Consider the following 25,405-nt stretch of genomic DNA (forward strand, 5'->3'; position numbering starts at 1 on the left):
GAGTACGGGGGTCAGCGCGAGGTGTCGAAGACCTCGTCGCGGGTGGCCGCCAGCGCGCTCTCCAGCGCGCCACGCAGCACGGGGTTTTCACGGACGTCGCCGACGACCAGCCGGGGCCGGGAGGCTGCCAGTTCCTCCAGCTCGGCCTGGACGAGGGCGCGCAGGGTGTCGCCGCCCGCGGTGAGCGAGGCACCGCTGAGGACGACGAGTTCGGGGTCGAGGACGGAGACGAGGGAGGCGAGACCGGTGGCCAGACGGGTGGCGTAGGTCTCCAGGAGCAGCCGGCCCAGGACGGTGTCCTCGGTTGCGGCACGCTCGACGAGGGCGGCGGCGACCTCGGCGTACGGTCCCGAAGGGATGTCCGTCATGCCGAGCTCGCGGGCGAGGTCCGGGATGGCCTGGGAGCCCGCGAGCTCCTGATAGCCACCACTGTTGGCCTTGGTCACCTGCCGCACCAGAGGCGCTCCGGGAACCGGCAGGAAACCCACCTCCCCCGCACCGCCGGTCCAGCCGCGGTGCAGCCGTCCGCCGAGCACCAGGGCGGCGCCGAGACCGCCCTCGTTCCACAGCAGCACGAAGTCCTCGTGGCCGCGGGCCGCCCCGAGCCGTTGTTCGGCCACGGCGACGAGGTTGACGTCGTTCTCGTACTCGACCGGCATCGGCAGCGCGGCGGCGAGTTCGTCGAGGAGGGTCGGGGTGTGCCAGCCGGGGAGGTGGGAGGCGTAGCGCAGCCGGCCCGTGCCCGGGTCGAAGGCGCCCGGGGTGCCGATGACGAGCCGGTGGACGTCGCCGCGGGCGAGGCCCGCCGCCTTCACCGCGCCGTCGAGGGCGTCGGTGACCTGCCGGACCACGGGCTGGGTGGGCCGCCGTCCGGGGGTGGGCAGTTCGTACGACCCCACCGTGCGGCCCGTGATGTCGGCGACCGCGGCGAGGATGCGCTCGGGGGTGACGTCGAGCCCGGCGGCGTACGCGGCACTCGGGTCGACCTCGTACAGCTGGGCGTTGGGGCCCGGCCTGCCCTCGCTGGTACCGGTGGCGAGGACGAGCCCCGATGCCTCCAGGCGGGCCAGGAGCTGGGACGCGGTCGGCTTGGAGAGGCCGGTGAGCTTGCCGATCCGCGTACGGGAGAGGGGCCCGTGCTCCAGCAGGAGGTCGAGCGCGGCACGGTCGTTCATGGCGCGGAGTGTGCGTGGTGTGCCTGCCATGGGTGCCCCTCTCCGTGACTGTCGGACGACTTTAGTGTCCGGCGACTGTTAGGAAGGTTTCCTATCGGATGCACGGAACATAGGTCTGGACCACCTGTCCGTCAAGAGGGGAACGACAAACCGCCCCCGCAGGAAACGGAGTCGTTACCTGCGAGGGCGGTGGAGGCGGGGGAGCGGGTGGTTACCGGACGTCCACGTAGTCGCCGGCGGCGGTCGCCGAGCCGGTGGTGGCCGTGCCCGCGAAGACGTAGCGGTAGTAGCCGTCCTTGGTGGCGGTCGTCGTGGTCCTCAGCGCGCCGCCGGTACCGGAGGTCACCGTCTTGACCGTGGTGTAGGTGGTGGCGCTCTTGGCGCGGAACTGGAGGGTGGCCTTCTGGGTGGTGTAACCCGAGTACGTCCCGGTCTCCCAGTTGGCCCGGGTCAGCTTGCCGGTGACGGTGATGGTCCGGCCCTTCTTCACCGGCTCGGGCGACGCGTCGGCGGTGAGCTTCGCGGCGCGCTTGATCTGGACGCCGCTGCCGAGGGGGCCCCAGGCGTCGTAGTTGTAGCCGAGGCTGATGTGACCGTCCGAGTCGTCGTCGTCCTGGTCGATCTTGCTGTAGAGACCGGCCGCCTTCCAGGTGGTGGCGTCCGAGGCCGAGTACAGGAAGGCCTCGGGGTCGATCGCCAGGGTCTCCTTGCACGACTCGGTGACGGTGGTGTCCGTCGTCGCGGTCGTGGTGCAGGTGGGCACGGCCTCGGGGTCGATCTCGTTCGCCATCCTGCTGAGCGTGCCCCGGTAGAGCAGGACGCCGGCGAAGGTGGTCTTGTAGTCGACCGTCAGGTCGGAGGGGCGGGTGAGGGTGTACGTCACCGGCACCTTCACGGTGGCGGTGGTGCCGATCACGATCGCCTTGCCGCCGTTGACCGTGACGGCGGAGAAGACCAGGTCGGGCGAGGTGGCCGCGGACGCGGCGGGCGCGACCAGGCCGGTCAGGGCCAGGGCACCGGACGCGGCGATGCCGATGGCGAGCTTTCTCATGTGTTTCCCCACATTCGAAACGGCCCCTGGGCGTTGCGCTCCAGAACAAGGGCCCGTTGTGTGGGTGACGTTAGATGATCACACTCGTGCGCGGGATGCGCCGATCTTGTGAAGACGGTGAGAGTTCGGGCTACTTCGGCGCGGGACGCTGGACCGGTGCCGACACGAGCGGGGAGGCCGCTGCCGACTGCGGGGAGTCCGAGTTGGAGAAGACCGACGGGGCCGCGACCGCCGCGGCCGGGTCTGCGGGCTCCTCCTCGGCGAGGACGGTCGCGCCGCCGACGATGCGGATGTCCGCCGCGTCGAAGGCGCGCTTGATGCGCCACCGCAGCTCGCGCTCGACCGTGAGGGACTTGCCGGGCATCGTCTTGGCGGAGACCCGCACGACCATGGAGTCCAGCAGGACGCTGTCCAGGCCGAGGACCTCGATCGGGCTCCACAGGAGCTCGTTCCAGGGCTCCTCCTTGCTCATCTTCTCGGCGACCTCGGCCAGCACCCGCCTGACCTTGTCGAGGTCCTCGGAGGCCCGCACGGTCACGTCCACGCCGGCCGTCGCCCAGCCCTGGGAGAGGTTGCCGATGCGCTTGACCTCGCCGTTGCGGACGTACCAGATCTCGCCGTTGTCACCGCGCAGCTTGGTCACCCGGAGGCCGACCTCTATGACCTCGCCGGACGCCACGCCCGCGTCGATGGTGTCGCCGACGCCGTACTGGTCCTCCAGGATCATGAAGACGCCGGAGAGGAAGTCCGTGACGAGGTTGCGGGCGCCGAAACCGATCGCCACACCCGCGACACCGGCCGACGCCAGCAGCGGGGCCAGGTCGATCTCGAAGGCGCCGAGGATCATCAGGGCCGCCGTGCCCAGGATGGCGAAGCTGGCCACCGAGCGCAGCACCGAACCGATCGCCTGGGAGCGCTGGTGACGGCGCTCGTTGTTGACGAGCAGACCGCCGATCGAGGTGCCGTCGACCGCCTGGGCGGTGCGGTTCATCCGGTCGATCAGCTTGGTGATGGCCCGCCGCACGACCATTCTCAGCACGCCGGCGATCACCAGGATCAGCAGGACCCGCAGACCGATCGCCAGCCAGGTCGACCAGTTCTGCTCGACCCAGCTCGCGGCGTTGGTCGCGCTCTCCTGGGCGTCCTGGAGACTCGGCACGGCCGGCGTCGACGTCTCCGAGGGGGACGGCGACGGCGACGGACTCGCGGCCAGTAGGACGGCGGACAAGGACACGGCAGGTACCTCCAGGTGCTGCGTCTGCCTCCGGTGCGGCGGTCAAGGTCACGAAAAGGTCACCGGTAAAGCAGGCTCACCACACTAACGGTGCATCGTGTGTGGATCGTTGCGATGTTCAGGGGAGAGACGGCTCTCACCTGGGGAGGAAGAAAGGTGTGGTCGAAAACACTCCCAGCCCGTTACCGGGACATGGTGGCGTTTCTCCCGGCAGAGAGGGGAGACTGACTGCAGTTCGTCCCGGCGCGAGCCACGCGCCGCCGACGCCCAAGGAGGCATCCGTGCCGCATGTCCTGGTACTCAACGCGTCGTACGAGCCCCTCGGCGTCGTACCGCTCCGCCGCGCGCTCGTCCTCGTCCTGGAGAACAAGGCGGTCTCCCTCGAGGAATCCGGCGCCTACATGCACAGCGCGACCGTCACAGTCCCCGCACCCAGCGTGGTCCGGCTCAAGCGATTCGTGCGGGTCCCCTATCGGGGGCCCGTCCCTCTCACCCGCAGGGCGCTCTTCGCCCGCGACGGGGGCCGGTGCATGTACTGCGGTGGCGTCGCAACCAGCGTCGACCACGTCATCCCGCGCAGCCGCGGGGGCAAGCACGTCTGGGACAACGTGGTGGCGTCCTGCCGGCGCTGCAACCACGTGAAGGCCGACCGGCACCTGTTCGAAATCGGCTGGCGGCTGCGCCACAAACCCGCCCCACCCACCGGTCTGGCCTGGCGCATCATCGGCACCGGGCACAGGGACCCGCGCTGGCTGCCGTACTTGCAGCCGTACGGCGCGGAGGACGCCATGGCCCGGATCGACGGCATCTCAGCCTGACGACGATCCGGGCCTTTGTGTTGCCGCTGCGGCGGCTCGGATCCGGCCCCGGAGGTCCCCCGTGCCTCCGGGGCCGGACGTTCATGCGCTCACGTGTACCTGAGCTCCGCCGGCCGCAGCGAGCGGCGCAGCAGGGGGAGCGAGGTGGCGGCGGCCAGCAGACAGGCCGCGTACACCCCGAGCGGGACCAGGAGGGCCGCGTACGGCGTGACGGGCGACCCGTGCGAGGTGAGCCGGGCGTACCAGACGCCGATCGCCATTCCTCCGGCGCCGCCCAGCAGCAGAGCGGGCGCGAGCGGCAGAGCGGTCTCCAGGAGCAGCGCCCGGCCGAGCACCGACCGCGGCACCCCGGCGGCGGTCTGCGCGGCCAGACCCCGGCGCCGCGCGGCCAGGGACTCGACGGTGCCGACCGCGAGGCCGCCCAGGGTGATCACCAGGGCGACGAGGAGCGCGGCGGCGGTCAGGTTCAGGCCCGACTCGTAGTACGACATGCTCGCGCCCAGCCGGTCGGGGTTCCTGGCGCCGAGATCGGCGAGCAGGGCCTGGCGGACGCCCAGGTATCCCGTCCCCGCGACCGTCACCAGCAGCACCGCGGCATGCGTACGGGCCGCCGCCCACGGGTCCTCGCGCAGCCGTTCCGCGGCGATCAGCGTCGCCGCCGTCCGCGCCCGCGCGGCCAGCCGGCGCCCCATGAACCCGGCCGTCGCCCCGGACAGCCCCACCGCGCCCGCGCCGACCGCCAGCAGCGCCCCGGCCACCAGCAGCGGACCCCGCCCGTACGACAGGCCGCCCCGGTCCGGCATCCCGTCGGACGTGCCGGCCACGGTGGCCAGCACCACCGCGCCCACCAGCAGCAGCGCCGCCGCGAACAGCAGCCCGGGCCCCCGTCCCGACCGCGGGCGCACCCGCCGGACCCAGCCGAGGGGCGAGGCCACCAGACGGCGCAGCGCCAGCGCGCTCGCGCTCGCGCCCAGCACCGGCACGCCGAGGCCGATCACCGCGATCCCGGCCCAGGCGAGGGCGGCCGGGCTCTGCCACTGGCTCAGCAGCACCACGACCGAGCCGATCGTCGCGAGCGCCGAGCCGAGCAGACAGGCCAGGCCCGTCTCCAGCGCGGAGATCCGCCGTACCTGGGCGGACGAGGCGCCCGCCAGCCGCAGCCCCGCGAGACGCCGGTCGCGGTGCACGGCACCGATCCGGGCGCACTGGCCGAGGAAACCGAGGACCGGCACCAGCAGGAGCAGCAGGGTCACGATCACCCCGGAGCGGGTGCCGGGCTGGTCGAGCAGGCCGGCGCCCACGGAGATGTCGTACTGCCCCCGAAGGGAGGCGAGACAGACGGCGGCCAGCGCGAAGCCGGTCGCGAGCGCGGCGCCCACGGCCGTGAGCCCGGCCCGCCACCACTCCCGCCGGTCGGAACCGCGGGTGAGCAGCCAGGCCGTCCGCAGATCGGTGGCCAGGGAGCTGCCGGTCCGCGCCCCGAGGCCGGACGCCCCGCGGCCGCCCCCAGCAGGGCCGGCACCGGCACGCGCGCGTACGTCGGTCGTCACGCCGTCACCCCCACCGGGACCACGGCCCCGTCGGCCATCCGCAGCTCGCGGTCCGCGTACGCCGCCACCTGGGCGTCGTGGGTGATCAGCAGGACCGCCGTGCCGGACTCGCGGGCCGTGTGGACGAGGGCGGTCATGACCTGCTCGCTCGCCAGGGAGTCCAGCGCGCCGGTCGGCTCGTCCGCGAAGACGATCTTGGGTCCGGTGATCAGGGCGCGGGCCAGCGCGGTTCGCTGGGCCTGCCCGCCGCTCATCTCGCCGGGCCGCAGCCCGGCCTGGCCGCGCACTCCGAACCGCTCCAGCCACTCACCGGCCCGCGTGTGGGCGTCGGCGCGGGTGAGGCCCGCGAGCAGCAGCGGCAGCGCCACGTTGTCGAGCGCCGTCAGCTCGGGGATGAGCTGGCCGAACTGGAAGACCACCCCGAACTCCGTACGGCGCAGCTCGCTCAGCCGCCTCTCGGGCAACTGGTCGAGGCGCTCACCGGCGTAGGACACCGAACCGGCGTCCGGGCCGACGATCCCCGCCAGGCAGTGCAGCAGCGTCGACTTCCCGCTGCCGCTGGTGCCGGTGACGGCGAGGATCTCGCCGGCGTCCAGCCGGACCGAGGCGCCGCGCAGGGCCTCCGTCGGGCCGTACGTCTTGACGAGACCGCGCCCTTCGAGAAGTGGCACCGCTGTGTCCCCCTTGGTGTTCATGCCGAGTCGACCTCCGCGGTCAAAGTGACGAGCCGGGCCGCCGTGGTGTTCATCCAGCGGAGGTCGGCGTCGAGGTGGTTGAGGGCGTAGTCCGCCGAGAGCACGGTCGCGAGGTCGGCCCCTTTGGCGGTCTTGACCGCCGTGAGCTCCCGCATCCGTGCCATGTGGGCGGCACGCTGGGCCCGGAGGTAGGCGTCCGGGTCGCCGCCGGACAGGATCGAGACGACGACCTTGGCGAAGATCTCGTTGGTCACGAAGGGTGCGGGCGGGGTGATCTGCCCGGCCCACTCGGCCAGTTCACGCGTGCCCGCCTCGGTCGAGCGGTACCTGGTGCGCTCCGGGCCGCCGTCGGAGTCCGTGCCGTCGATCTCGGCGAGACCGTCCCGGACCAGGCGTTGGAGGGTCGTGTAGACCTGCCCGTAGGCCAGTGGACGGGCCTCGGGGAAACGGTCGTCGTGGCGTCGCTTGAGGTCGTAGCCATGGCTCGGCCCTCCGGCGAGCAGCCCCAGCAGGATGTGGCGGATGCTCATGGCGATCAGTATGCACCATGTACATGTACTGAGTGAATAGTGATCAGTGGACGACGGCCGATCGACGACTGATGGGCGGCCGATCGGTGTTCGACGGCCGTTCGGTGGACGGGAACATTGAAGCCACGGAACATGACGAAAAGCACGTTCTCCCCTCCCGCACGTCTGTCCTCGCGTCCTGTGGGTAGGGCTGCGGTAACCCCCGTCGTCGTACTCGACAAGGAGGCCCCCGTGGCCGCATCGGCACCCCTTCTGCTCCCGGCCCCGTCCAAACCCGAGGCGCCCGCTGATCACTTCTGTGTCTTCAGCGCCGAGGGCGCCTGCACCGAGACCCCGCTCACCAGCGAACCGCCCCTGCCCGACGCCGAGCCCCTCACCAGCGAACCTCCGCTCGCCGACGCCGCCCCCCTGACCAGCGAGTCCGACGCTTACCTGGAGCCCTAGATGGTGGCGCCCCCCGGTCCGGAGCTGTCCCGGCTCGCCGAGTCGTACGGCATCGCCACCTCCTATCAGCCCTCCCCGGACCGTACGGTCGCCGCCTCCGCGACCGCCGTCACGCTGGCCCTGGCTGCCCTCGGCGTCGACGCGGGCGACCCGGCCGCCGCGCTCGCCGCCCGGGAACGCGAACTGCGCGCGCGCCTGCTGCCGCCGACGGTGGTGTGCTGGAGCGGCAGCCCGCCCGCCTTCGTCGACGACCTGCCGGAGGGCACCCGGCTGCGCATCGAGACAGAACAGGGCGAGACCCGCGCCGCCGCCGACCAACTCCCGCCCGGCGTCCACCGGTTGACCGCCACCGCCCGCGACGGCCGCATCGCCGACGCCCACCTGATCGTGGCCCCGCCGCGGCTGCCCGCGCCGCCCGGACGATCGTACGGACTCCTCGTCCAGCTCTACTCCCTGCTCTCGCACCGCTCCTGGGGCATGGGCGACCTCGGCGACCTCACCGAACTGACCTCCTGGGCGGGGCGCGCCCTCGGCGCCGGCTTCGTCCAGGTCAACCCGCTGCACGCGGCCGTGCCCGGCGCCCCCACGGACCCGTCCCCCTACCGGCCCTCCTCGCGCCGCTTCCCCGACCCGGTGCACCTGCGGATCGAGGACATCCCCGAGTACGCCCAGGTCGCGGACCCCGACCGGCTGCGGACCCTGCGCGAGCGGGCCGAGCGGCTGCGCGAGTCCGTGCTGGCCAAGGGCGCCCTGATCGACCGGGACGCGGTGTGGGAGCTGAAGCGGGAGGCGCTCGAACTCGTCCGCGAGGTCCCCCTCGGACCCGGCCGCCGCGCCGCCTACGCCGACTACCTCGCCGAGGGCGGCCAGGCCCTGGAGGACCACGCGACCTGGTGCGCGCTGGCCGAGACGCACGGCTCCGACTGGCGCGGCTGGCCCGTCGGCCTGCGCGACCCGCGGTCCGCCGAAACGGCCCGCGCCCGCGGCGAGTTGCTGGACCGCGTCGACTTCTACTGCCGCCTCGCCTGGCTCACCGAGAGCCAGCTCGGCGCCGCACAGCGGACCGCGCGGGAGGCGGGGATGCCGGTGGGCGTCGTCCACGACCTCGCGGTGGGCGTGCATCCCGAGGGCGCGGACGCGTGGGCCCAGCAGGCGTACTTCGCGGCCGGGATGTCCGTAGGAGCGCCGCCGGACGCCTTCAACGCCCGCGGCCAGGACTGGGGACTGCCGCCGTGGCGCCCGGACCGGCTCGCGGAGTCCGGGTACGCGCCGTACCGGCAGTTGCTGCGGGCCCTGTTCCGGTACGCCGGCGCGCTGCGCATCGACCACGTCATGGGCCTGTTCCGGCTCTGGTGGGTCCCGCAGGGGCAGCCGCCGACGGAGGGCACGTACGTCCGCTACGACGCGGAGGCGATGCTCGCCGTGCTCGTCCTGGAGGCGTCGCGGGCCGGGGCGGTGGTGATCGGCGAGGACCTCGGCACGGTCGAACCCGGTGTGCGGGAGACGCTGCGCGAGCGCGGGGTGCTCGGTACGTCGGTGCTGTGGTTCGAGCGGGACTGGGAGGGCGACGGGCGTCCGCTGCCGCCCGAGGCGTGGCGCGCGGACTGTCTGGCGACGGCGACCACGCACGACCTGCCGCCCACGGCCTCACGTCTCACCGGGGAGCATGTCGAACTCCGGGACAGCCTCGGCCTGCTGACCCGGTCGCTGGACGAGGAACGCGCGGAGGCCGCCGCGGACACGGGGGAGTGGCTGGAGCTGCTGGCCCGTCTCGGCCTGCTGCACGGCACGGGGGGCGGTGCCGACCCCTCCTCGGAGGAGGCGCAGATCCAGGCCGTCCACCGGTATCTGCTGCACACTCCGGCCCGCATGGTGGGGGTCTGGCTGCCGGACGCGGTGGGGGACCGCCGGCCGCAGAACCTGCCGGGGACGTGGGACCAGTACCCGAACTGGCGGTTGCCGATCGCCGACGGGGAGGGGCGGGCGGTGACGCTGGAGGACCTGGCGGCGTCGGCTCGGTTGCATGCCCTGGTCGAGGTGCTGCGGGCGCGGTAGGTGGGTGCTGCGGGTCGTAGGCGGGCGCTGCGGGTGTCGTAGCGGGCGCTGTGGCTGTCGTGAGCAGGCGCTCGCACCGCCGGGTCGGCTCATACGGCACCCCGGACGCGCGGCCCGAACCGCCGTTGGATACTTTGACTCCGTGGACAAGAAGAACGCCCTGCGCGCCGGCGCCCTGGTGGCCGGTACGACGCTGATGATGCTGCTCATGTCGTCCCCCGCCTCCGCGCTGACCCGCGACGACGGCGACGACCCCGGCACGGGCCTGAGCGTCATCGAGACGCTGGGTCTGTTCGTCGTGGCCCCGCTCGTGCTCTTCGGGGTCATCGCCGGCCTGGTGCTGGTCCTGGACAAGTCCAAGGAAGAGCACCGCGTGACCAGCCGCAACATCAGGACCAAGCCCGCCGAGGCCGGGGCCAAGGCCGGATCGAAGGCCTGAGCCCGCCTTTTCCGGGGCGCTGACCTCGTCTTTTCCGGGGCGCCGACCCCGCCGCACGTACGCGCTTGAGCCGTGCGTGGGCGGGGCCGGCGCCCTTGTGCGTCCTCAGGGGCTCGGCGCCGTGAGGTACCGCTGCACCGTGGGCGCCAGCCACGCCACGAGCTCCTCGCGCGTCAGCGCCACGGTCGGCGGAAACCGCAGGACGTACCGGGTCAGCGCGAGCCCCAGCAGTTGCGTGGCGGCCAGCGCGGCCCGCGCGGGAGCCTGTTCCGGGTCCGGACACACCCGCAGGGCGACCGGCATCACCTGTTCCCGGAAGATCTCCTGCATCCGCTCCGCCCCCGCCTGATTGGTCGCGCCGACCCGCAGCAGCGCGGTGAGCACCTCGTTCTCCTCCCACAGGTCGAGGAAGCGGGAGACGAGCGCGCGGCCGATGTCGTGCCGGGGCAGTGAGCCGGAGTCCGGCAGCCCCAGCTCGACCGAGACGGCCGCCGCGAACAGGCCCTCCTTGTTGCCGTAGTAGCGCATCACCATCGACGGATCGATACGCGCGTCCTTGGCGATGGCGCGGATGGTGGCCCGCTCGTAGCCGTCGGCGGCGAAACGCTCGCGGGCCGCGGCGAGGATCGCGGTGCGGGTGGCGTCGGAGCGGCGGCGGGGGTTTCCGTTCATGCCAACGATCGTAGGCCAACACGCGTTGGCCAACAAGTGTTGACGTGGTGGGGAGCCGCCACTACCTTCGTCAACAAGCGTTGGCAAACAGACGTTGGCGAACAAGTGTTGGCGAACAAGCGTTGGCAACAGGAGGCCACCATGAACGGCACCCCCGTGATCGTCGTCGGCTCCGGTCCCACCGGCCTGCTCCTGGCCGGTGACCTGGCCACCGCCGGCGTCCCCGTCACCCTCGTCGAGAGGCGCTCGCACGGGATCAGCAACCTCTCCCGCGCCTTCGTCCTGCATGCCCGCACCCTCGAACAACTCGACGCCCGCGGCCTCGCCGACGGCCTGGAGGCGCTCGGACAGCGCCTGGACAAGCTGCGCCTGTTCGGCAGCCTGACCGTCGACCTCGACGACCTCCCCTCCCGTTTCCGCCACCTCCTGGTCCTGCCGCAGTACGAGGTCGAGAAGGCCCTGGAGCAGCGGGCGGTGGAGGCGGGCGTCGACTTCCGGTACGAGACCGAGGTGACGGGCCTGTCCCAGGACGAGAACGGCGTGACGGTGGAGGTCAGGGGCCCGGACGGGTCCAGGGAGTCCCTCCGCGCCGAGTACCTCGTGGGTGCCGACGGCATGCGCAGCGCCGTACGCGACGCGATCGGGCTGCCTTTTCCCGGCCGCTCGGTGATTTGCTCGGTGGTCCTCGCTGACGTCCGCCTCGCCGAGCGGCCCGAGACCCTGCTCACCGTCAACGCCGTGGGCGACGCCTTCGCGTTCATCGCCCCCTTCGGCGACGGCTACCACCGGGTCATCGCCTGGAACCGCGCCCACGACGTCCCCGACAGCGAGCCCCTCGACCTCGACGAGATCAAGGAGGTCACCCGGCTCGCGCTCGGCCGCGACTTCGGGATGCACGACGCCCGCTGGATGTCCCGCTTCCACAGCGACGAACGCCAGGCCCCCGCCTACCGGGTGGGCCGGGTCTTCCTGGCCGGCGACGCCGCCCATGTGCACACCCCGGCGGGCGGCCAGGGCATGAACACCGGCCTCCAGGACGCGGCGAACCTGAGCTGGAAGCTGGCCCAGGTGGCGGGCGGCCACGCGTCCCCGGAACTCCTCGACACGTACGAGTCCGAACGGCACCCTGTCGGCAGGGCGGTCCTGCGCAGCAGCGGCGGCATCGTCCGCCTCGCGATGGCCAAGGGCCCCTGGGAACTGGCCCTGCGCGCAGCCCTGACGGCGGTCCTCGACCGAGTCGCCCCGGCCCGCCGCAGGATGCTCGGCCAACTCACCGGAATCGGCTACAAGTACGCCGCCCCGCGCGGCGCCCATCCCCTGACGGGCACCCGGGTCCCGGACGTGGCCCTCGCGGGGGGCGGCCGCCTCCACGCCTCCCTGCGCGGCGGCCACTTCGTCCTGATCACCCCCGAGACCTACGACGACCGGGGCGCCCACAAGGGCCGCCTCACGGTGGAGCGCTGGGCGAGCGGACGGCGTACGACGGTGCTGGTGCGGCCTGACGGGTATGTGGGGTGGGCGGCGGACGGGGCGACCCCGCGGGAGATCGAGGCGGCTCTCACGGCCCACGTCGGCTGACGCGGATGCCGGTGCGGGCGGCGAGTGTGATCTTTTCGTCGCCGGGGCAGTGTTCGAGGGGAGCGGCTCGGTGGAGTCCGCGGCCGGCTGCGGAATGGCACTGATCAGGTGACACTTTCCGCGTCGGGCGGCGGGCTGCTTCGGCGCGCTGTACATTCGGCGGGTGCTCCCCCCGTACGTGGATCTTCGTCCGATCGGCAGATGCAATCTGAGCTGCCCTTTTTGCTTCGGACCACGCCACGAAATGCCCACCATGCGCCGTGCGGAGGCGTTCCGGATCGCTGCGACGCTGCGTCAGGAGGGGGTGCAGGGAGTGGTGATCTCGGGAGGCGAGCCCACCCTCCTGCCGTATCTCGGGGGACTGGTCCAGGAGTTGAGCAGTCCGCTGCCGGACGGCGGAGCACCTCCCAGGGTGGTGCTCAGCACGAACGGACTCGCACCGCTCAAGCTCATGCATCGCGTACTGCCGGGACTGTCGTGGATCGCCCTGCCCCTGGAATCGGCGGACGAGAAGGAGCATCGGGAACTCCGGAAAGGCGTCGCGCCGCACCGGGAAAGAGTTCTCGGCCTGCTGCGGGAAGTGCGAAAGAACCACGAACAGGTCAACGTGAAACTGGGGACTGTCGTCACCCGGCGCAATATCGCCGGAGCTCCACGCGTGCTCGATCTCATCGAGGACTCGTGTCGACCCCACGTGTGGAAGGTCTACCAGATGTCGGAGACCAACTACGGGGCTGACAACGCCAGTTGGCTCTCCGTCGGCGACGAGGAGTTCGAAGAGGTGGTGGCACGGTGCCAGGAGGCCGCCGACCGGCGCGAAGTCCCTCTTCGGGTCTACCGGAACGCCGACCGGTCGGGCACGTACTTCTTCATCGACCCCGACGGTGAGGTCGTGGTCGTCGACGCGGGCGAGGAACGGCGGCTCGGCAACTTCTTCGACCTGGTGCGGGGTGACGGCTCTCGCCCCGACGGTCTGGTGCAGCCGTTCAGCAATGCCGCCAATTTCGTTGGAACGTACCCGGTCAGACCGAAAGGGCAGCGATGACGACGGCACACGTACGCGTGGGAGTGCAGGCCATCGTCCGCTCCGGCGAGCGCGTGCTGCTGGGGCTGCGGGCCAACACCTTCGGCGCCGGCAGCTGGGGGCTGCCCGGTGGGCATCTGGAGATCGGTGAGACGCTGACCGGTGCGGCCTGCCGGGAACTGGAGGAGGAGACCGGGGTGCGGGCCCGGGACGCACGGGTCGTCTGTGTCACCGACCCGGACCCGGCCGCCAACCACCACATGCAGGTCGGTGTGGAGATCCCCGACTACACGGGCGAGATCCTGGTGCGCGAGCCGGACCGGTGCGAACGCTGGGAGTTCTGGCCGCTGGACGCGCTGCCGACGCCGTTGTTCGTGGGCTCGGTGGACGTGCTGCACAAGGTCAGGGACGGGGCACTTCTCCCCTCCTGACACTCGCCCTCATCCGCACGGAGGCGAGCGCCCCCATCTCCGACCGCAGCGCGGCCTTGTGCTGTTCCTGGTTGGCCTCGAACTCCTTCCAGGTGCTGGACAGTTCCCACTGCGCCCGGAACTCCTCCAGGCTGTCCGCGTAATACCGGCTGTCCCTGCGGAACTCCACCTCGAAGACGCTCATGCCCCGTCGCGTCCGGCGCTGCGGATTCGACGTGATGTACGGCTCGAAGAACCCGACGTCCGAGGTGAGCAGGGTGGAGCCGCTGACGTCCATGGAGGTGATCCGCAGCTCGATCAGGTCCGGGTACATCGACTTGAGCAGCTGGTACGACTCGATCACGGGCAGGAAGGTGTTGTTGTACGACGGGCTGCTCTCCACCAGTTCCACGATGTTCTGGTAGTTGCCCGGTTCGGCGGCGGCGTCGTGCGGCATGAAGGCGGCGAGGCTGTTCCACGGACTGCTGATGACGACGTGGAAACGGACCCCGCGCTCCAGCGCGTCCTTGACCCGGCCGTAGAAGAGCCGTGTCTCCTGCAGGAAGTAGGAGGCGCCGGCGTGCGCGATGAGCCGGATGATGCCGGTCTCCTCCTCCAGCGCCTTCCGTTTCGCGTCGTTGCGCTCGGTGTTCTGGTGGGGCTTGTACACCCCCTCGATGTGGTACGGGAGCTTGTCGTCCGGGGTGATGGCCGCCCGCATGTCCGCGAGTTCGTCCTGGAGGATGTGCGTCTGGGGATGCTCCTGGCCGAGGTCGGGAGAGACGACGGCACGGGCTGCCGCGGTGACGAAGGCCTGCACGGCGGCCTCCGTGCGCTCGTCGGCCTGCCCGTCCCAGCCGCCCGCCGCCGCGAACTCCGCGGCCGCGAGGGTGGCTTGGGCGATGATGGTCTCGCGGTGATCCAGGCCCAGGGTCACCTGCGCGGTGACGTGGAGAAGTTCCAGCGCGGCCAGGTTCTCCAGGCTCGGGTCCGCGTCGTGGCGTGCCGCGGCCAGCGCGACGCGAGCTCCGAGCGCTCGGGCGTGGTCACTGCCCTCACTCTCGACGAACCGGGTCACCGACTGGTCGAAGCTGTCCACCGCGTTGTGCAGATCCTGCTCGTCTCCGGACGCCCGGGCGAGGTCGAGGCGGACCCGGTCGGCGGTCAGCCGCGTTTCCAGGTCCTTGTCCTGTTCGTACTTGAGCGAGTCGAGCGCCTTGTTGGCCCAGATCGCGGCCGCGTCGGGATCGCCCAGCTGAAGGCTTACGACGCTCAGATTGGCGAGGATGGCCGGGACTTCGTAGGTCTCGTACTCGTGGGCGCGGGTGAGCGCGCAGTCCAGCACGGCCATGGCCCGCACCAGGTCGCCCTGTTCGGCGAGCAGGGAGCCGAGGTGGTTCCAGAGCTCGGGCTCCCGGTAGACGACCTGATCGATCTCGGAGAGCCGCATGGCGCGCAGGGTCGTGTCGGTCAGGTCCATCGCGGCCTTGTCGAGACCGAGCGCCAGCAGCAGTTCGACCAGGTGGGCGTACCGGGCGATCCGCTCCGGTTCGTCCTCCCACACGGCCTGTCCGCTGCGCAGCCGGTCCACGTAGCCGATGAGCGCCGCTTCGGATTCCCGAGCGGAGGGCTGCGTTTCCGTGCCGCCGTCCTCGTGTTCCGCCTTTTCCTCGGCGATCGATATCGCTTCGTCGAGGTCACTGATGTCGTTCATCGCTCAGTTTCCTTCTGACGCACGCCGTGCACGACGGCTCGGCTCGGTCCTCGTCCAGCGGGGGCGCACACTTCCGTATCCCCGGTCGTGGAGAACCTGGTTGGCCCGGGTGCGCTTTTCCGCCTTCTTGCCGCCGGTGACGTCATTGAACAGTCTGAGCGCCTCCGCCACGGAGATCGCGAACGCCTCGTCGCTCTCGCGGGGCGATGTGTCCCGGGGTTTCACCAAAAGACCGAGGACGACGGGCGGGTCCTGGCGGGTCTCCTCGATCGGACTGCCGGCGTAGGCCGCCGGGTCGCGCAGGATGCGCTCGCAGCGCAGCCGCAGGGCCGTGACCGTGAGGTGGGGGCTCTCGTGGTAGACGGCTTCGGGTTCGACGACGCTGCCCGTCAGGGGCTTGGGGTCGACGGAGACGGTCGCCCGCCAGGACTGCCCCTCCTGCGCCTCACCGAAGGCGGTCGTCGGCAACGGGCCCGTGGTGCCGTTCAGTTCGAGTCTGAGCAGGGCGAGGTCCGAGGGGGTGTTGCCCCAGACGATGTGCGCGGGTGTTCCGTCGCGCAGATGCAACAGCGGCTTCCCCGAGAGGACGTCCGGCCCGAGCGCGTGGGCGGTCGTCAGCGCGAAGGGGCGTGCGATACGCAGGCCGGACGCGATGCGCTTTCCGGCGAGATATAACTCGATCAAATGCTCGTCCCGCGCCATGACCGGCCCCCCGTCTGTTCCGCCGCGCGTTCCAGAAGTCTCACCCGGAACGAAGAACGTTAACCGCGATCGAGTTTGCGGGCCGCCTTCTTCCCGATGACTGTTTCCCATGAGGCGGAGGAGCCGGATGTGGTCACGCTCAATGTGATTCCGAGGAAACGGCCGGCGAAACGGCCCGCGGGTAACCGCCTGGAGCTGCGTCGCTCACCGTGGACGTCGGCCAGCAGCAGTTCGAGGAGTTCGCTGTCGGCCTCCTCCGCCTCCTCGACGCGTTTGGTGAACTTCTTCCACAGGCCGTCCGCCTGGCTGGGGAGGCGGACGGCGGCGCCCTGCTGGTGCCACTCCTCCCATGCCTCCAGCCACCGCTGCATGCCGTCGAACGACCTCTCGCAGGCCTCGCGGAGCCGCTCGGAACTGTAGAGCTCGACGCGTGCCGCCAACGCGGCAGCGGAGTGCAGGGCCTCGCTGCGCACGCCTTCCAGTTCCGGGAGGTCGAAGCTGCGCCGGGTGTGGGCGCGCAGCTGGGCGTAGGTGTGCACGGTGCTCATGAGATCGTCGTACGTCGCCACCCGGCGGTCCCAGAGCCGCCGTTCCCGTTCGCGTCTCGACGTCGCCCGCTGGGTGATCCAGGCCGCGCTGAGCGTGGCCGTCGCGCCCAGTGACGTACCGATGAGCGCGGCTTCTGCCGGTGTGATGCGCACGCCGTCATGATGAGGGGGTGGGCGGGGCGGGCGGAACTGCTGCGTCGTCGTGAGTCTTCGGGAGGCCGGGTCACTCGGGTGAGTTCTGGGTTCCTTCCAGCAAGTCCCGCAACAAGTCCGCCAGTTGGTCGGCCCGGTTCTCGTCGAGAGTGGACAGAACCTGCGTCTGGGCGGCCAGGCCCGCTGCCACTGCCTCGTCGATCACGGTCAGTCCCTTCTCCGTCAGGGTCACTTGGAGGCCGCGGCGGTCGTGGGGGTCGGGGGAGCGGCGGAGGAGGCCGGCGCGTTCCAGTTTGTCGAGGCGGCCCGTCATGCCGCCCGTGGTGAGCATCAGCGTCGAGGAGAGCCGGCGGGGGGAGAGGGTGTACGGCTCGCCGGAGCGGCGGAGGGTGGCGAGGACGTCGAACTCGCCGCGGGAGATGCCGTAGGGGGCGTACGCCTTGTCCGCACGGTCGCCCATGGCGCGGGAGAGGCGGTAGATCCGCCCGAAGACCTCCATGGCCCGGGTGTCGAGGTCGGGCCGCACGGCCGCCCACTGGTCGATGATCGCGTCGACGGCGTCCTTGCGCTGTGCACTCATGGGCCGAGTATCCGTGGGCGCAGGGTTGCCCGCAAGAAAGTGGCTTGCGGGAAAGTAGCTTAGGGGTAAGCTACTTTCCATCAAGCTAACCGCGGCTGTGAGACCGAAGGGCCCGCCATGAACCGCACTGCCACCATCCTCCTCACCGCCCTCGCCCCCGTCTCCTGGGGCACCACCTACGCCGTCACCACCGAGTTCCTCCCCGCCGACCGGCCCCTGTTCACCGGCATGATGCGGGCGCTGCCCGCCGGGCTGGTGCTGCTCGCCCTCGCCCGGGTGCTGCCGCGCGGTGTCTGGTGGGGGAAGGCGGCGGTGCTCGGGGCGTTGAACATCGGGGCCTTCTTCCCGCTGCTGTTCCTGTCGGCGTACCGGCTGCCGGGCGGGATGGCGGCGGTGGTCGGGTCGGTCGGGCCGCTGATCGTCGTAGGGCTGTCGGCCGTGCTGCTGGGGCAGCGGCCCACCGCCCGGAGCGTGCTCACCGGGCTCGTGGCCGCGTTCGGCGTCAGCCTGGTCGTGCTCAAGGCGGCCGGCGCCCTCGACGTCGTCGGTGTCGCGGCGGCCTTCGCCTCCGCCGCCTCGATGTCCGCCGGGACCGTGCTGACCAAGCGTTGGGGCCGCCCCGACGGCGTGGGCCCGCTCGCGCTCACCGCCTGGCAGCTCACCGCCGGCGGCCTGCTCATCGCGCCTCTCGCCCTCCTCGTCGAGGGCGCCCCGCCCGCGCTCGACGGCGGTGCGGTCGGCGGCTACCTCTACCTCGCGCTGGCGAACACGGCGGTCGCGTACTGGCTCTGGTTCCGCGGCATCGGCCGCCTCACCGCCACCCAGGTCACCTTCCTCGGCCCGCTGTCCCCGCTGACCGCCGCGGTCGTCGGCTGGGCGGCACTGGGACAGACGCTGACGCCGCTGCAGTTGGCGGGCATGACGCTGGCCTTCGCGGCGACGGTGGCGGGGCAACTGGGGGTACGGCAGCCCACGGTCGGCCGAACGTTCGGTCCTGCTGAAGGGACCGGGGCACCGGAGGCGCTGCGGGGCGTGCCGAGGGCGTTGTAACGTCACTCCGTCCCCGCGTTACGCAACTCCCGGAGGCACCCGTGGACGCAGGCACCTGTCCGGTGTGCGCGAAGCCCCTCCCCGCGCGAGCCGGCCGTACCGGACGCGGATCGCTCTACTGCTCCGGCGCCTGCCGGCAGAAGGCCTACCGGGAACGGCGGCAGCCCCAGGGCCTCACCCTGCAGGGACTCATCGACGACATCGGGCGGCAGGCGGGCAAGCTGGCGCCGCAGCCCACGGACACCCTCTACGCGACCGTCACCGAACTCTCGGAATCCGTAGCGCAGTTGAGGCGGGTGGCCCGCACGGTACGCGACACCACCCAGGCCGCCGCGGATTCCGTAACAGCCACCCCCGTTACGCAACCCGTCGAGGCCGCCCCCGTCACGCACCTCACCGAGACCGACTTCGCCGCCCTCACCGAGCAGTACCGCCGCGAGATCCAGGTGCACTGCTACCGCATGACGGGGTCGTACGACGAGGCCGAGGACCTCGTGCAGGAGACCTTCCTGCGGGCCTGGCGGGCGCGGGACGGCTTCCAGGGGCGGGCGAGCGCGCGGACCTGGCTGTACCGGATCGCCACCAACACCAGTCTGGATCTGCTGCGGCGGACCGCGCGCCGCCCGCAGCGGTACGAACCGGTGCCGGGGATGAACCACGGCGACGGGGAGCCGCCCGCCCGGATCACCTGGTTGCAGCCCTACCCCGACGACGAGATGCCCCTCACCGAGGAGCACGAGCAGCCCGAGTCCGCCGCGGTCTCCCGCGAGACCCTGGAGCTCGTCCTCCTCGCCGCGATCCAGCATCTGCCCCCGCGCCAACGGGCCGCACTGGTCCTGCGCGACGCCCTCGGGCTGACCGCCGCCGAGACCGCCGAGGCCCTGGAGACCAGCGTGGCCTCCGTCAACAGCGCACTCCAGCGGGCCCGGCCCACCCTGCGCGAACACCTGCCCCGGGAGCGCTCGGACTGGCGGGCCACCGTGCCCACGGAGGACCAACAAGCCGTACTGGACCGGTACATGGCCGCCGTCGGACGCCTCGACTTCGACGCGATGGCCGCACTGCTCACCGAGGACGTCACCCTCACCATGCCGCCGAACCCGTTCTGGTTCGTCGGCCGGGACGCCATCATCGACTTCGTGCGGGTCAGCCTCGATCCCGGCTCGCCCGGGTTCTTCGGGCACTGGCGCAGCCTGCCCACCCGGGCCAACGGCCAGCTCGCGGCGGCGAACTACGTCCGCCGGCCCGGGACCGGCGTCTACCGCGCCCAGGTCCTGGACGTCCTGCGCTTCGGCGACCAGGGCCAAGGCGACCGCATCGCGGAGATCACCTCCTTCGAGCCGCATCTCTTCCCCGCGTTCGGACTGCCCCTGCGGCTGTGACCCGGCCGATGAGCGGTGACCCGACCGATGAGCATCCGCAGGGTCGTACGTCTGCATGGATGTCACGTTCGAACCACTTCCAAGGAGTCACCATCATGCTGCTCACCGACAAGACCGCGATCGTCTACGGCGCCGGCGGTTCCATCGGCGGGGCCGTCGCCCGCGCCTTCGCCGAGCAGGGCGCGAGGGTCCACCTCGTCGGCCGTACCCGGGAGACGCTGGAGGCGGTGGCCGCCGACATCAAGGACGCCGAGGTCGCCGTCGTGGACGCGCTGGACGAGGCGGCCGTGGAGGCCCACGCCGAGCGGGTCGGGGACATCGACATCTCCATCAACCTCGTCACGCGCGGCGATGTGCAGGGCGCGCCGCTGGTCGACATGGCCGCCGAGGACTTCCTGCGGCCGGTCACCCATGGTCTGCGCGCCAACTTCCTCACCGCCCGTGCCGCCGGACGCCGTATGGCCGCGCGGGGCTCCGGCGTGATCCTCGCCCTCAACAGCGGTTCCGCGCACGGCAGTCCGATGATGGGCGGCACCGGTCCGGCGGACGGGGCGATCGACACGCTCGTGCGCAACCTGGCGATCGAGCTGGGGCCGCGCGGGGTGCGGGCGGTGGGTCTGTGGGTGGCCGGGGTGCCGGAGACGTTCACCGTGGAGAAGCTCGCCGCCGTCAACCCGGCCATCGACGAACGTGCCGTCCAGGGCATCGTCGACCAGCTCGCCGGAATGCGCATGACCCGCCGCAATCCCACCCTCGCCGAGGTCGCGGCCACCGCGGTGTTCCTCGCCTCCGACCACGCGGGCGGTATCACCGGCACGTTCGTCAACGCTACGGGCGGGATGGTGTCCCTCTGATCCGACGGCACCGGGGTCGTCCGACGCCCCAGAGCGGTCAGCGATCGCTTTGAAAAGGTCTGATCCCGTACGGAGAAGAGGAGTTGGGATGCCGACAGAGATCGTGATTCGCCCGCTGGACAAGGAAGAGACCCCTGGGGACAGTAATTCCCAGGGTGCTTGATCGGATCACCAGCGTGGGAGGACCGGCGTGCGGACTTCGCTCTATCCGGCAGTCGACGAACTGGAGCGAAGGGCCCGCGCGCTGGTCGGCGTCGCCCCCGGCCTGCTGCGACTGGGCCGGGTCGGGGAGAGCCGGGCCGGACGCCCGTTGTGGCTGCTGTCCGCCGGACACGGCGACCGTCACATCCTCGGCGTCGCCGGCGCCCACGCCAACGAACCGGTGGGCGGCGCCTCGGCGTTGCGGCTCGCCGCCCTGTTCGCCCGTCGCCCCGGCCTGCTCGAACCCCTCGGCTGCACCTGGCACTTCCTGCTCTGCCTCGACCCCGACGGGGCGCACCTCGCGCACGGCTGGCAGCCGGAGGAACCGGAGCCTTCGCTGACGGAGTGTCACCGGCACTTCTACCGGCCCGCGTTCGCCCGCCAGCCGGAGTCCCTGCCCGTGCCTCCCGGCAGGCCGCTCCCCGAGTCGGCCGCGCTCGTCCGGCTCCTCGACGAGCTGCGGCCCGTGGCCCAGTTCACCCTGCACGGCATCGAGTTCGGCGGTGCCTTCGTGATGATGACGCGCGAGGTGCCCGGCGCCGCGGACGTCTTCCGGCAGACGGCGGCGCACCTGCGCGTCCCCGTCGACCGGCACCCCGTCGACGGCCCGGACTGGCGGCTCGACCCGCCCGGCGTCCTGGTGCTGCCCGACGGCCACGGCGAGGGCGAACGCGACCCGAGCGGGTACGTCGCCGCGAGCACCTGGTTCCATCCCCGCCGCCACGGCACCCTGACCACCCTGATCGAGGCCCCCGCCTGGGCCGTTCCCTCGGTGAGCGACGCCCGGCCCGTCGCCGACCCGGACCGTGCGGCCGCGCGGCTGGGCGAGGTGCTGCTGGGGCGGAGCGAGGAGCTCGCGGGAGTCCTCGGGACACGGCTCGACGACCTGGCCGTACCGGAGGAGCTCGCGCCGCTGCGGGACGCCGCGCGGGAACTCCTCGACGTGGCGCCGTCGATCGTGGAGAGCTGGGCGGCGGAGGAACCCGGCGGATTCCAGGGCCACTTCGCGACCCGGGGGATCTCCGCCCGCCGTATCCCGCTCAGGGTGGCGGCGATGGCGAGCCGCGCCCTGGCCCGCACCGACCCCCGGACCGTCGAGATCCTCGACGACCTGGTGCGCGAGTGGAGCCAGGAGCTGGAGAAGACGTACGACCTGCGATGGGTGCCGGTGGCCGCGCAGACCGGGCTGCACCTGCGGACGATGCTGAGCACGGCCCGGCTGGTGTGCGGGGAAGGCTGAGCACGGCCCGGCGGGTGTGCGGGGGAGGCGGATGACCGGGGTCACCCGCCTCCCGCCGTCCTACTGAGCCGCCTGGGCGTCCGCCGCCTGGGCCTTCAGCGCGCGCTCCACGCCCGCGCGGGACTCGGAGACGAGCCGGCGCAGGGCCGCGTTCGGCTCGGCCGAGGCCAACCAGGCGTCCGTCCTGTCCAGCGTCTCCTGGGAGACCTGGAGCGAGGGGTAGAGACCGACCGCGATCTGCTGGGCGATCTCGTGCGAGCGGGACTCCCAGATGTCCTTGACCACCTCGAAGTACTTGTCCGTGTACGGCGCGAGCAGCTCCCGCTGGTCGGTCTGCACGAAGCCGCCGATGACGGCCTCCTGGACGGCGTTGGGCAGCTTGTCGGACTCGACGACCTGCGCCCAGGCCTCCGCCTTCGCCTCCTCGGTGGGCCGCGAGGCACGGGCGGTCGCCGCGTGGCGCTCACCCGCCGCCGTCTTGTCCCGCTCGTACTCGGCGGTGATCTCCGACTCGTCGTAGCGGCCCACGGCGGCCAGCCGCTGGACGAAGGCCCAGCGCAGCTCGGTGTCGACGGCCAGGCCCTCGACGACCTGGGACCCGTCGAGCAGCCCCTCCAGGAGGTCCAGCTGCTCCGGGGTCCGGGCCGTCGCCGCGAACGCCCGCGCCCACGCCAGCTGGTGGTCGCTGCCCGCCGCCGCGGACCGCAGGTGGGCCAGGGTGGCGTCGGTCCAGCGGGTCAGCAGGGTCTCGCGGGCGGTGGGGGCGGCGTACAGCTCGATCGCCAGCTTCACCTGCCGGTGCAGCGACTGCACGACACCGATGTCGGACTCCTTGCCGATACCGGACAGCACCAGGGAGAGGTAGTCGCGGGTCGCGAGCTCCGCGTCCCGCGTCATGTCCCACGCGGAGGCCCAGCACAGCGCGCGCGGCAGCGAGGACTCGAAGTCGCCGAGGTGCTCGGTGACGAAGGCCAGCGACTGCTCGTCGAGGCGGACCTTGGCGTACGACAGGTCGTCGTCGTTGAGGAGCACGACCGCCGGACGGCGCTTGCCGACCAGCTGCGGTACGGCCGTCAGGTCGCCGTCGACGTCCAGCTCGACGCGCTCGTCCCGGACCAGCTTGCCGCTGTCGTCGTCGAGTTCGTACAGGCCGACGGCGATGCGATGGGGCCTCAGAGTCGGCTCGCCCTTCGCGCCGACGGGGAGCGCCGGGGCCTCCTGACGGATCGCGAAGGAGGTGATGACACCGTTGCCGTCCGTCTCGATCTCCGGGCGCAGGATGTTGATGCCTGCCGTCTGGAGCCACTTCTGCGACCAGTTCCCCAGGTCGCGTCCGGAGGTCTCCTCCAGCGCGCCCAGCAGGTCGGACAGGCGGGTGTTGCCGAACGCGTGGCGCTTGAAGTACGCCTGCACACCGCCGAAGAACTCGTCCATGCCGACGTAGGCGACGAGCTGCTTGAGGACGGAAGCGCCCTTGGCGTACGTGATGCCGTCGAAGTTGACCAGCACGTCGTCCAGGTCGCGGATCTCCGCCATGATCGGGTGCGTGGACGGCAGCTGGTCCTGGCGGTACGCCCACGTCTTCATGGAGTTGGCGAACGTGGTCCACGAGTGCGGCCACCGGCTGTCCGGGGCGTACGCCTGGCAGGCGATGGAGGTGTAGGTGGCGAACGACTCGTTCAGCCACAGGTCGTTCCACCACTCCATGGTCACGAGGTCGCCGAACCACATGTGGGCCAGCTCGTGCAGGATGGTCTCGGCGCGCATCTCGTACGCGGCGTCGGTCACCTTGGACCGGAAGACGTACTGGTCGCGGATGGTCACCGCGCCCGCGTTCTCCATCGCGCCCGCGTTGAACTCCGGCACGAACAGCTGGTCGTACTTCTTGAACGGGTACGCGTAGTCGAACTTCTCCTGGAACCACTCGAAGCCCTGCCGGGTGACCTCGAAGATGGCGTCCGAGTCGAGGTGTTCGGCGAGCGAGGGGCGGCAGTAGATGCCGAGCGGCACGGACTGGCCGTCCTTCTCGTACACGCTGTGCACGGAGTGGTACGGGCCGACGATCAGGGCCGTGATGTACGACGAGATCCGCGGGGTCGGCTCGAAGACCCAGACGTCGTCCTTCGGCTCGGGCGTCGGGGAGTTGGAGACGACGGTCCAGCCGGTCGGCGCCTTCACGGTGAACTGGAAGGTGGCCTTCAGGTCCGGCTGCTCGAACGAGGCGAAGACGCGGCGGGCGTCCGGCACCTCGAACTGCGTGTACAGGTACGCCTGCTGGTCGACCGGGTCGACGAAGCGGTGCAGGCCCTCACCGGTGTTGGTGTACGCGGCGTCGGCGACGACCCGCAGGATGTTGCGGCCCTCCAGCAGGCCCGGCAGGGCGATACGGGAGTCCGCGAAGACCTCCGCCGGGTCGAGCGGGTCCCCGTTCAGCGTGACCTCGTGCACCGTGGGAGCCACGAGGTCGATGAAGGACTCGGCGCTGTTCTCCGCGACGTCGAAGCGCACCGTGGTCACGGAGCGGTAGGTACCGCCCTCCTGCGCGCCGGAGAGGTCGAGATCGATCTCGTAGGACTCGACGCTCAGCAGCTTCGCCCGCTGCTGAGCTTCTTCGCGAGTCAGGTTTGTGCCAGGCACGCGGTCATCTCCTCGTTATGTGTGGGTTCGGCGGTTCGGTCATCCTTCCACGAACTGTCTCCGACGGATCGGGGGATTACCCTGCGGTTCGGGGGCGCCGCGTCCGAATTCCGCCGGTCATCCGTGCCCGTCCGCGCCAGCCTGGTCCCATGACGACCTACACCGCACTCCCCGTGGCACCCGTGGTGCTCAAGGAACTCCGCACCGCCGACGACGCCGGCCGGCCCCTGTCCCCCTTCACGGACGAGGAGGGCGGGGCCCCGCTCCGCTGCTGTCTGCGCCGCAGTGAACCCGGCGAGCGGATCGCGCTCGTCTCCTACGCGCCCCTGCGCCGCTGGGCGGCCGAGACGGGCGCCGAGCCCGGGGCGTACGACGAACAGGGTCCCGTCTTCATCCACGCCGACGAGTGCGCGGGGCCGGACGGGCACGACGGGTATCCCTTCACCAACACTCACCGGACCGTCCGCCGCTACTCCGCCGACGGGCACATCCTCGGCGGTGAGCTGGTCGCCGCCCCCGACGACGACGCCTTCCGAAACGCGTTCGACGACCCGTCCGTGGCACTGGTCCACGTCAGGGCCGTCGAGTACGGCTGTTTCCTCTACGAGGTGCGCAGGCCGTAGGGCCTGTCCGGGGCCGAGCCCGCCGCGTCGGCAGCAGCCGGGCGCA

Annotated in this window: 24 protein-coding genes; 12 read left to right on the plus strand and 12 right to left on the minus strand. The window is 71.5% G+C overall.

Annotation, left to right across the window (positions count from 1 at the left end; translation table 11 throughout):
- Window positions 1–11: 11 nt before the first annotated feature.
- The 3 genes from ABZT02_RS13780 to ABZT02_RS13790 form a co-directional block, all read right to left on the minus strand.
- Entirely contained in the window at window positions 12–1,205 is a 1,194-nt protein-coding gene (locus tag ABZT02_RS13780) for an ROK family transcriptional regulator (RefSeq protein ID WP_356017461.1), read from the minus strand.
- Window positions 1,206–1,386: 181 nt separating this feature from the next.
- On the minus strand, window positions 1,387–2,226 hold the full coding sequence (locus tag ABZT02_RS13785; RefSeq protein WP_356017463.1) for a hypothetical protein: 840 nt from the start codon (window positions 2,224–2,226) through the stop codon (window positions 1,387–1,389).
- Window positions 2,227–2,356: 130 nt separating this feature from the next.
- Window positions 2,357–3,460 carry a mechanosensitive ion channel family protein gene (locus tag ABZT02_RS13790; protein WP_356017465.1) on the minus strand — a complete coding sequence of 368 codons (1,104 nt, stop codon included), beginning with the start codon at window positions 3,458–3,460 and terminating at the stop codon, window positions 2,357–2,359.
- Between the two features lie 281 nt (window positions 3,461–3,741).
- On the opposite strand from ABZT02_RS13790, the gene ABZT02_RS13795 reads away from it, so the two are divergent.
- The gene (locus ABZT02_RS13795; protein WP_356017467.1) at window positions 3,742–4,278 is read left to right on the plus strand and encodes an HNH endonuclease; all 537 of its coding nucleotides are present in this window, start codon (window positions 3,742–3,744) and stop codon (window positions 4,276–4,278) included.
- Between the two features lie 89 nt (window positions 4,279–4,367).
- Here the strand turns inward: ABZT02_RS13795 and ABZT02_RS13800 are convergent, their stop codons facing one another.
- From ABZT02_RS13800 to ABZT02_RS13810, 3 genes are all read right to left on the minus strand, one after another.
- Window positions 4,368–5,738, minus strand: coding sequence for an FtsX-like permease family protein (locus ABZT02_RS13800; RefSeq protein ID WP_356017980.1), 1,371 nt, complete (start codon window positions 5,736–5,738; stop codon window positions 4,368–4,370).
- A gap of 86 nt (window positions 5,739–5,824) precedes the next feature.
- Window positions 5,825–6,523, minus strand: a complete 699-nt coding sequence (locus ABZT02_RS13805) for an ABC transporter ATP-binding protein (protein WP_356017468.1) — start codon at window positions 6,521–6,523, stop codon at window positions 5,825–5,827.
- Entirely contained in the window at window positions 6,520–7,053 is a 534-nt protein-coding gene (locus tag ABZT02_RS13810; RefSeq protein WP_356017470.1) for a PadR family transcriptional regulator, read from the minus strand. Before ABZT02_RS13810 ends, ABZT02_RS13805 begins: the two co-directional genes overlap by 4 nt.
- A gap of 231 nt (window positions 7,054–7,284) precedes the next feature.
- Between ABZT02_RS13810 and ABZT02_RS13815 the strand changes: the two genes are divergently transcribed.
- The 3 genes from ABZT02_RS13815 (at window position 7,285) to ABZT02_RS13825 (ending at window position 9,991) form a co-directional block, all read left to right on the plus strand.
- Window positions 7,285–7,497 (plus strand): hypothetical protein, encoded by a 213-nt coding sequence (locus ABZT02_RS13815; protein ID WP_356017473.1) that lies wholly within the window; start codon window positions 7,285–7,287, stop codon window positions 7,495–7,497.
- Complete coding sequence (gene malQ, locus ABZT02_RS13820; protein WP_356017475.1) at window positions 7,498–9,552, plus strand: 4-alpha-glucanotransferase; 2,055 nt, start codon at window positions 7,498–7,500, stop codon at window positions 9,550–9,552.
- A gap of 142 nt (window positions 9,553–9,694) precedes the next feature.
- On the plus strand, window positions 9,695–9,991 hold the full coding sequence (locus ABZT02_RS13825; RefSeq protein WP_356017477.1) for a hypothetical protein: 297 nt from the start codon (window positions 9,695–9,697) through the stop codon (window positions 9,989–9,991).
- A 105-nt stretch (window positions 9,992–10,096) separates the two neighbouring features.
- On the opposite strand, the gene ABZT02_RS13830 is transcribed toward ABZT02_RS13825, so the two are convergent.
- The gene (locus ABZT02_RS13830; RefSeq protein WP_356017479.1) at window positions 10,097–10,663 is read right to left on the minus strand and encodes a TetR family transcriptional regulator; all 567 of its coding nucleotides are present in this window, start codon (window positions 10,661–10,663) and stop codon (window positions 10,097–10,099) included.
- Window positions 10,664–10,804: 141 nt separating this feature from the next.
- Between ABZT02_RS13830 and ABZT02_RS13835 the strand changes: the two genes are divergently transcribed.
- The 3 genes from ABZT02_RS13835 (at window position 10,805) to ABZT02_RS13845 (ending at window position 13,696) form a co-directional block, all read left to right on the plus strand.
- Window positions 10,805–12,241, plus strand: coding sequence for an FAD-dependent monooxygenase (locus ABZT02_RS13835; protein ID WP_356017482.1), 1,437 nt, complete (start codon window positions 10,805–10,807; stop codon window positions 12,239–12,241).
- Window positions 12,242–12,419: 178 nt separating this feature from the next.
- A complete protein-coding gene (locus ABZT02_RS13840) occupies window positions 12,420–13,286 on the plus strand; it encodes a radical SAM protein (RefSeq protein WP_356017982.1) in 867 nt (288 codons plus the stop codon).
- Entirely contained in the window at window positions 13,283–13,696 is a 414-nt protein-coding gene (locus ABZT02_RS13845; protein WP_356017484.1) for an NUDIX domain-containing protein, read from the plus strand. Before ABZT02_RS13840 ends, ABZT02_RS13845 begins: the two co-directional genes overlap by 4 nt.
- On the opposite strand, the gene ABZT02_RS13850 is transcribed toward ABZT02_RS13845, so the two are convergent.
- The 4 genes from ABZT02_RS13850 to ABZT02_RS13865 all read right to left on the minus strand — a co-directional run bounded on the left by ABZT02_RS13850 (window position 13,668) and on the right by ABZT02_RS13865 (window position 17,372).
- Window positions 13,668–15,389: a tetratricopeptide repeat protein gene (locus tag ABZT02_RS13850; RefSeq protein ID WP_356017486.1), complete on the minus strand. Its 1,722-nt coding sequence runs from the start codon at window positions 15,387–15,389 to the stop codon at window positions 13,668–13,670. The two genes, ABZT02_RS13845 and ABZT02_RS13850, sit on opposite strands and share 29 nt — an antisense overlap.
- 3 nt (window positions 15,390–15,392) lie before the next feature.
- Window positions 15,393–16,091, minus strand: a complete 699-nt coding sequence (locus ABZT02_RS13855; protein WP_356017488.1) for a hypothetical protein — start codon at window positions 16,089–16,091, stop codon at window positions 15,393–15,395.
- 59 nt (window positions 16,092–16,150) lie between these two features.
- Window positions 16,151–16,792, minus strand: a complete 642-nt coding sequence (locus ABZT02_RS13860) for a hypothetical protein (protein WP_356017490.1) — start codon at window positions 16,790–16,792, stop codon at window positions 16,151–16,153.
- A gap of 70 nt (window positions 16,793–16,862) precedes the next feature.
- Complete coding sequence (locus ABZT02_RS13865) at window positions 16,863–17,372, minus strand: MarR family transcriptional regulator (RefSeq protein WP_356017492.1); 510 nt, start codon at window positions 17,370–17,372, stop codon at window positions 16,863–16,865.
- A 117-nt stretch (window positions 17,373–17,489) separates the two neighbouring features.
- Between ABZT02_RS13865 and ABZT02_RS13870 the strand changes: the two genes are divergently transcribed.
- From ABZT02_RS13870 to ABZT02_RS13885, 4 genes are all read left to right on the plus strand, one after another.
- Window positions 17,490–18,422 (plus strand): EamA family transporter, encoded by a 933-nt coding sequence (locus ABZT02_RS13870; RefSeq protein WP_356017495.1) that lies wholly within the window; start codon window positions 17,490–17,492, stop codon window positions 18,420–18,422.
- 41 nt (window positions 18,423–18,463) lie between these two features.
- Window positions 18,464–19,804, plus strand: a complete 1,341-nt coding sequence (locus tag ABZT02_RS13875) for an RNA polymerase subunit sigma-70 (protein WP_356017497.1) — start codon at window positions 18,464–18,466, stop codon at window positions 19,802–19,804.
- 95 nt (window positions 19,805–19,899) lie between these two features.
- Window positions 19,900–20,658: an SDR family oxidoreductase gene (locus tag ABZT02_RS13880; protein WP_356017499.1), complete on the plus strand. Its 759-nt coding sequence runs from the start codon at window positions 19,900–19,902 to the stop codon at window positions 20,656–20,658.
- Between the two features lie 190 nt (window positions 20,659–20,848).
- Window positions 20,849–22,099, plus strand: a complete 1,251-nt coding sequence (locus ABZT02_RS13885) for a M14 family zinc carboxypeptidase (RefSeq protein ID WP_356017501.1) — start codon at window positions 20,849–20,851, stop codon at window positions 22,097–22,099.
- Between the two features lie 60 nt (window positions 22,100–22,159).
- Here the strand turns inward: ABZT02_RS13885 and pepN are convergent, their stop codons facing one another.
- Window positions 22,160–24,736 carry an aminopeptidase N gene (gene pepN, locus ABZT02_RS13890; RefSeq protein ID WP_356017503.1) on the minus strand — a complete coding sequence of 859 codons (2,577 nt, stop codon included), beginning with the start codon at window positions 24,734–24,736 and terminating at the stop codon, window positions 22,160–22,162.
- 149 nt (window positions 24,737–24,885) lie between these two features.
- On the opposite strand from pepN, the gene ABZT02_RS13895 reads away from it, so the two are divergent.
- Window positions 24,886–25,359, plus strand: a complete 474-nt coding sequence (locus ABZT02_RS13895; RefSeq protein ID WP_356017505.1) for a DUF1203 domain-containing protein — start codon at window positions 24,886–24,888, stop codon at window positions 25,357–25,359.
- The last annotated feature ends 46 nt before the right edge of the window (window positions 25,360–25,405 follow it).

This window comes from Streptomyces sp. NPDC005402, from assembly GCF_040606575.1.
GTDB lineage: Bacteria > Actinomycetota > Actinomycetes > Streptomycetales > Streptomycetaceae > Streptomyces.

Coding starts and splice junctions, on each gene's coding strand:
- ABZT02_RS13845 (WP_356017484.1), top strand. CDS start 13,283: ATGACGACGGCACACGTACGCGTGGGAGTGCAGGCCATCGTCCGCTCC.
- ABZT02_RS13830 (WP_356017479.1), bottom strand. CDS start 10,663: ATGAACGGAAACCCCCGCCGCCGCTCCGACGCCACCCGCACCGCGATC.
- ABZT02_RS13895 (WP_356017505.1), top strand. CDS start 24,886: ATGACGACCTACACCGCACTCCCCGTGGCACCCGTGGTGCTCAAGGAA.
- ABZT02_RS13865 (WP_356017492.1), bottom strand. CDS start 17,372: ATGAGTGCACAGCGCAAGGACGCCGTCGACGCGATCATCGACCAGTGG.
- ABZT02_RS13855 (WP_356017488.1), bottom strand. CDS start 16,091: ATGGCGCGGGACGAGCATTTGATCGAGTTATATCTCGCCGGAAAGCGC.
- ABZT02_RS13785 (WP_356017463.1), bottom strand. CDS start 2,226: ATGAGAAAGCTCGCCATCGGCATCGCCGCGTCCGGTGCCCTGGCCCTG.
- ABZT02_RS13850 (WP_356017486.1), bottom strand. CDS start 15,389: ATGAACGACATCAGTGACCTCGACGAAGCGATATCGATCGCCGAGGAA.
- ABZT02_RS13880 (WP_356017499.1), top strand. CDS start 19,900: ATGCTGCTCACCGACAAGACCGCGATCGTCTACGGCGCCGGCGGTTCC.
- ABZT02_RS13835 (WP_356017482.1), top strand. CDS start 10,805: ATGAACGGCACCCCCGTGATCGTCGTCGGCTCCGGTCCCACCGGCCTG.
- malQ (WP_356017475.1), top strand. CDS start 7,498: ATGGTGGCGCCCCCCGGTCCGGAGCTGTCCCGGCTCGCCGAGTCGTAC.
- ABZT02_RS13810 (WP_356017470.1), bottom strand. CDS start 7,053: ATGAGCATCCGCCACATCCTGCTGGGGCTGCTCGCCGGAGGGCCGAGC.
- ABZT02_RS13870 (WP_356017495.1), top strand. CDS start 17,490: ATGAACCGCACTGCCACCATCCTCCTCACCGCCCTCGCCCCCGTCTCC.
- ABZT02_RS13780 (WP_356017461.1), bottom strand. CDS start 1,205: ATGGCAGGCACACCACGCACACTCCGCGCCATGAACGACCGTGCCGCG.
- ABZT02_RS13805 (WP_356017468.1), bottom strand. CDS start 6,523: ATGAACACCAAGGGGGACACAGCGGTGCCACTTCTCGAAGGGCGCGGT.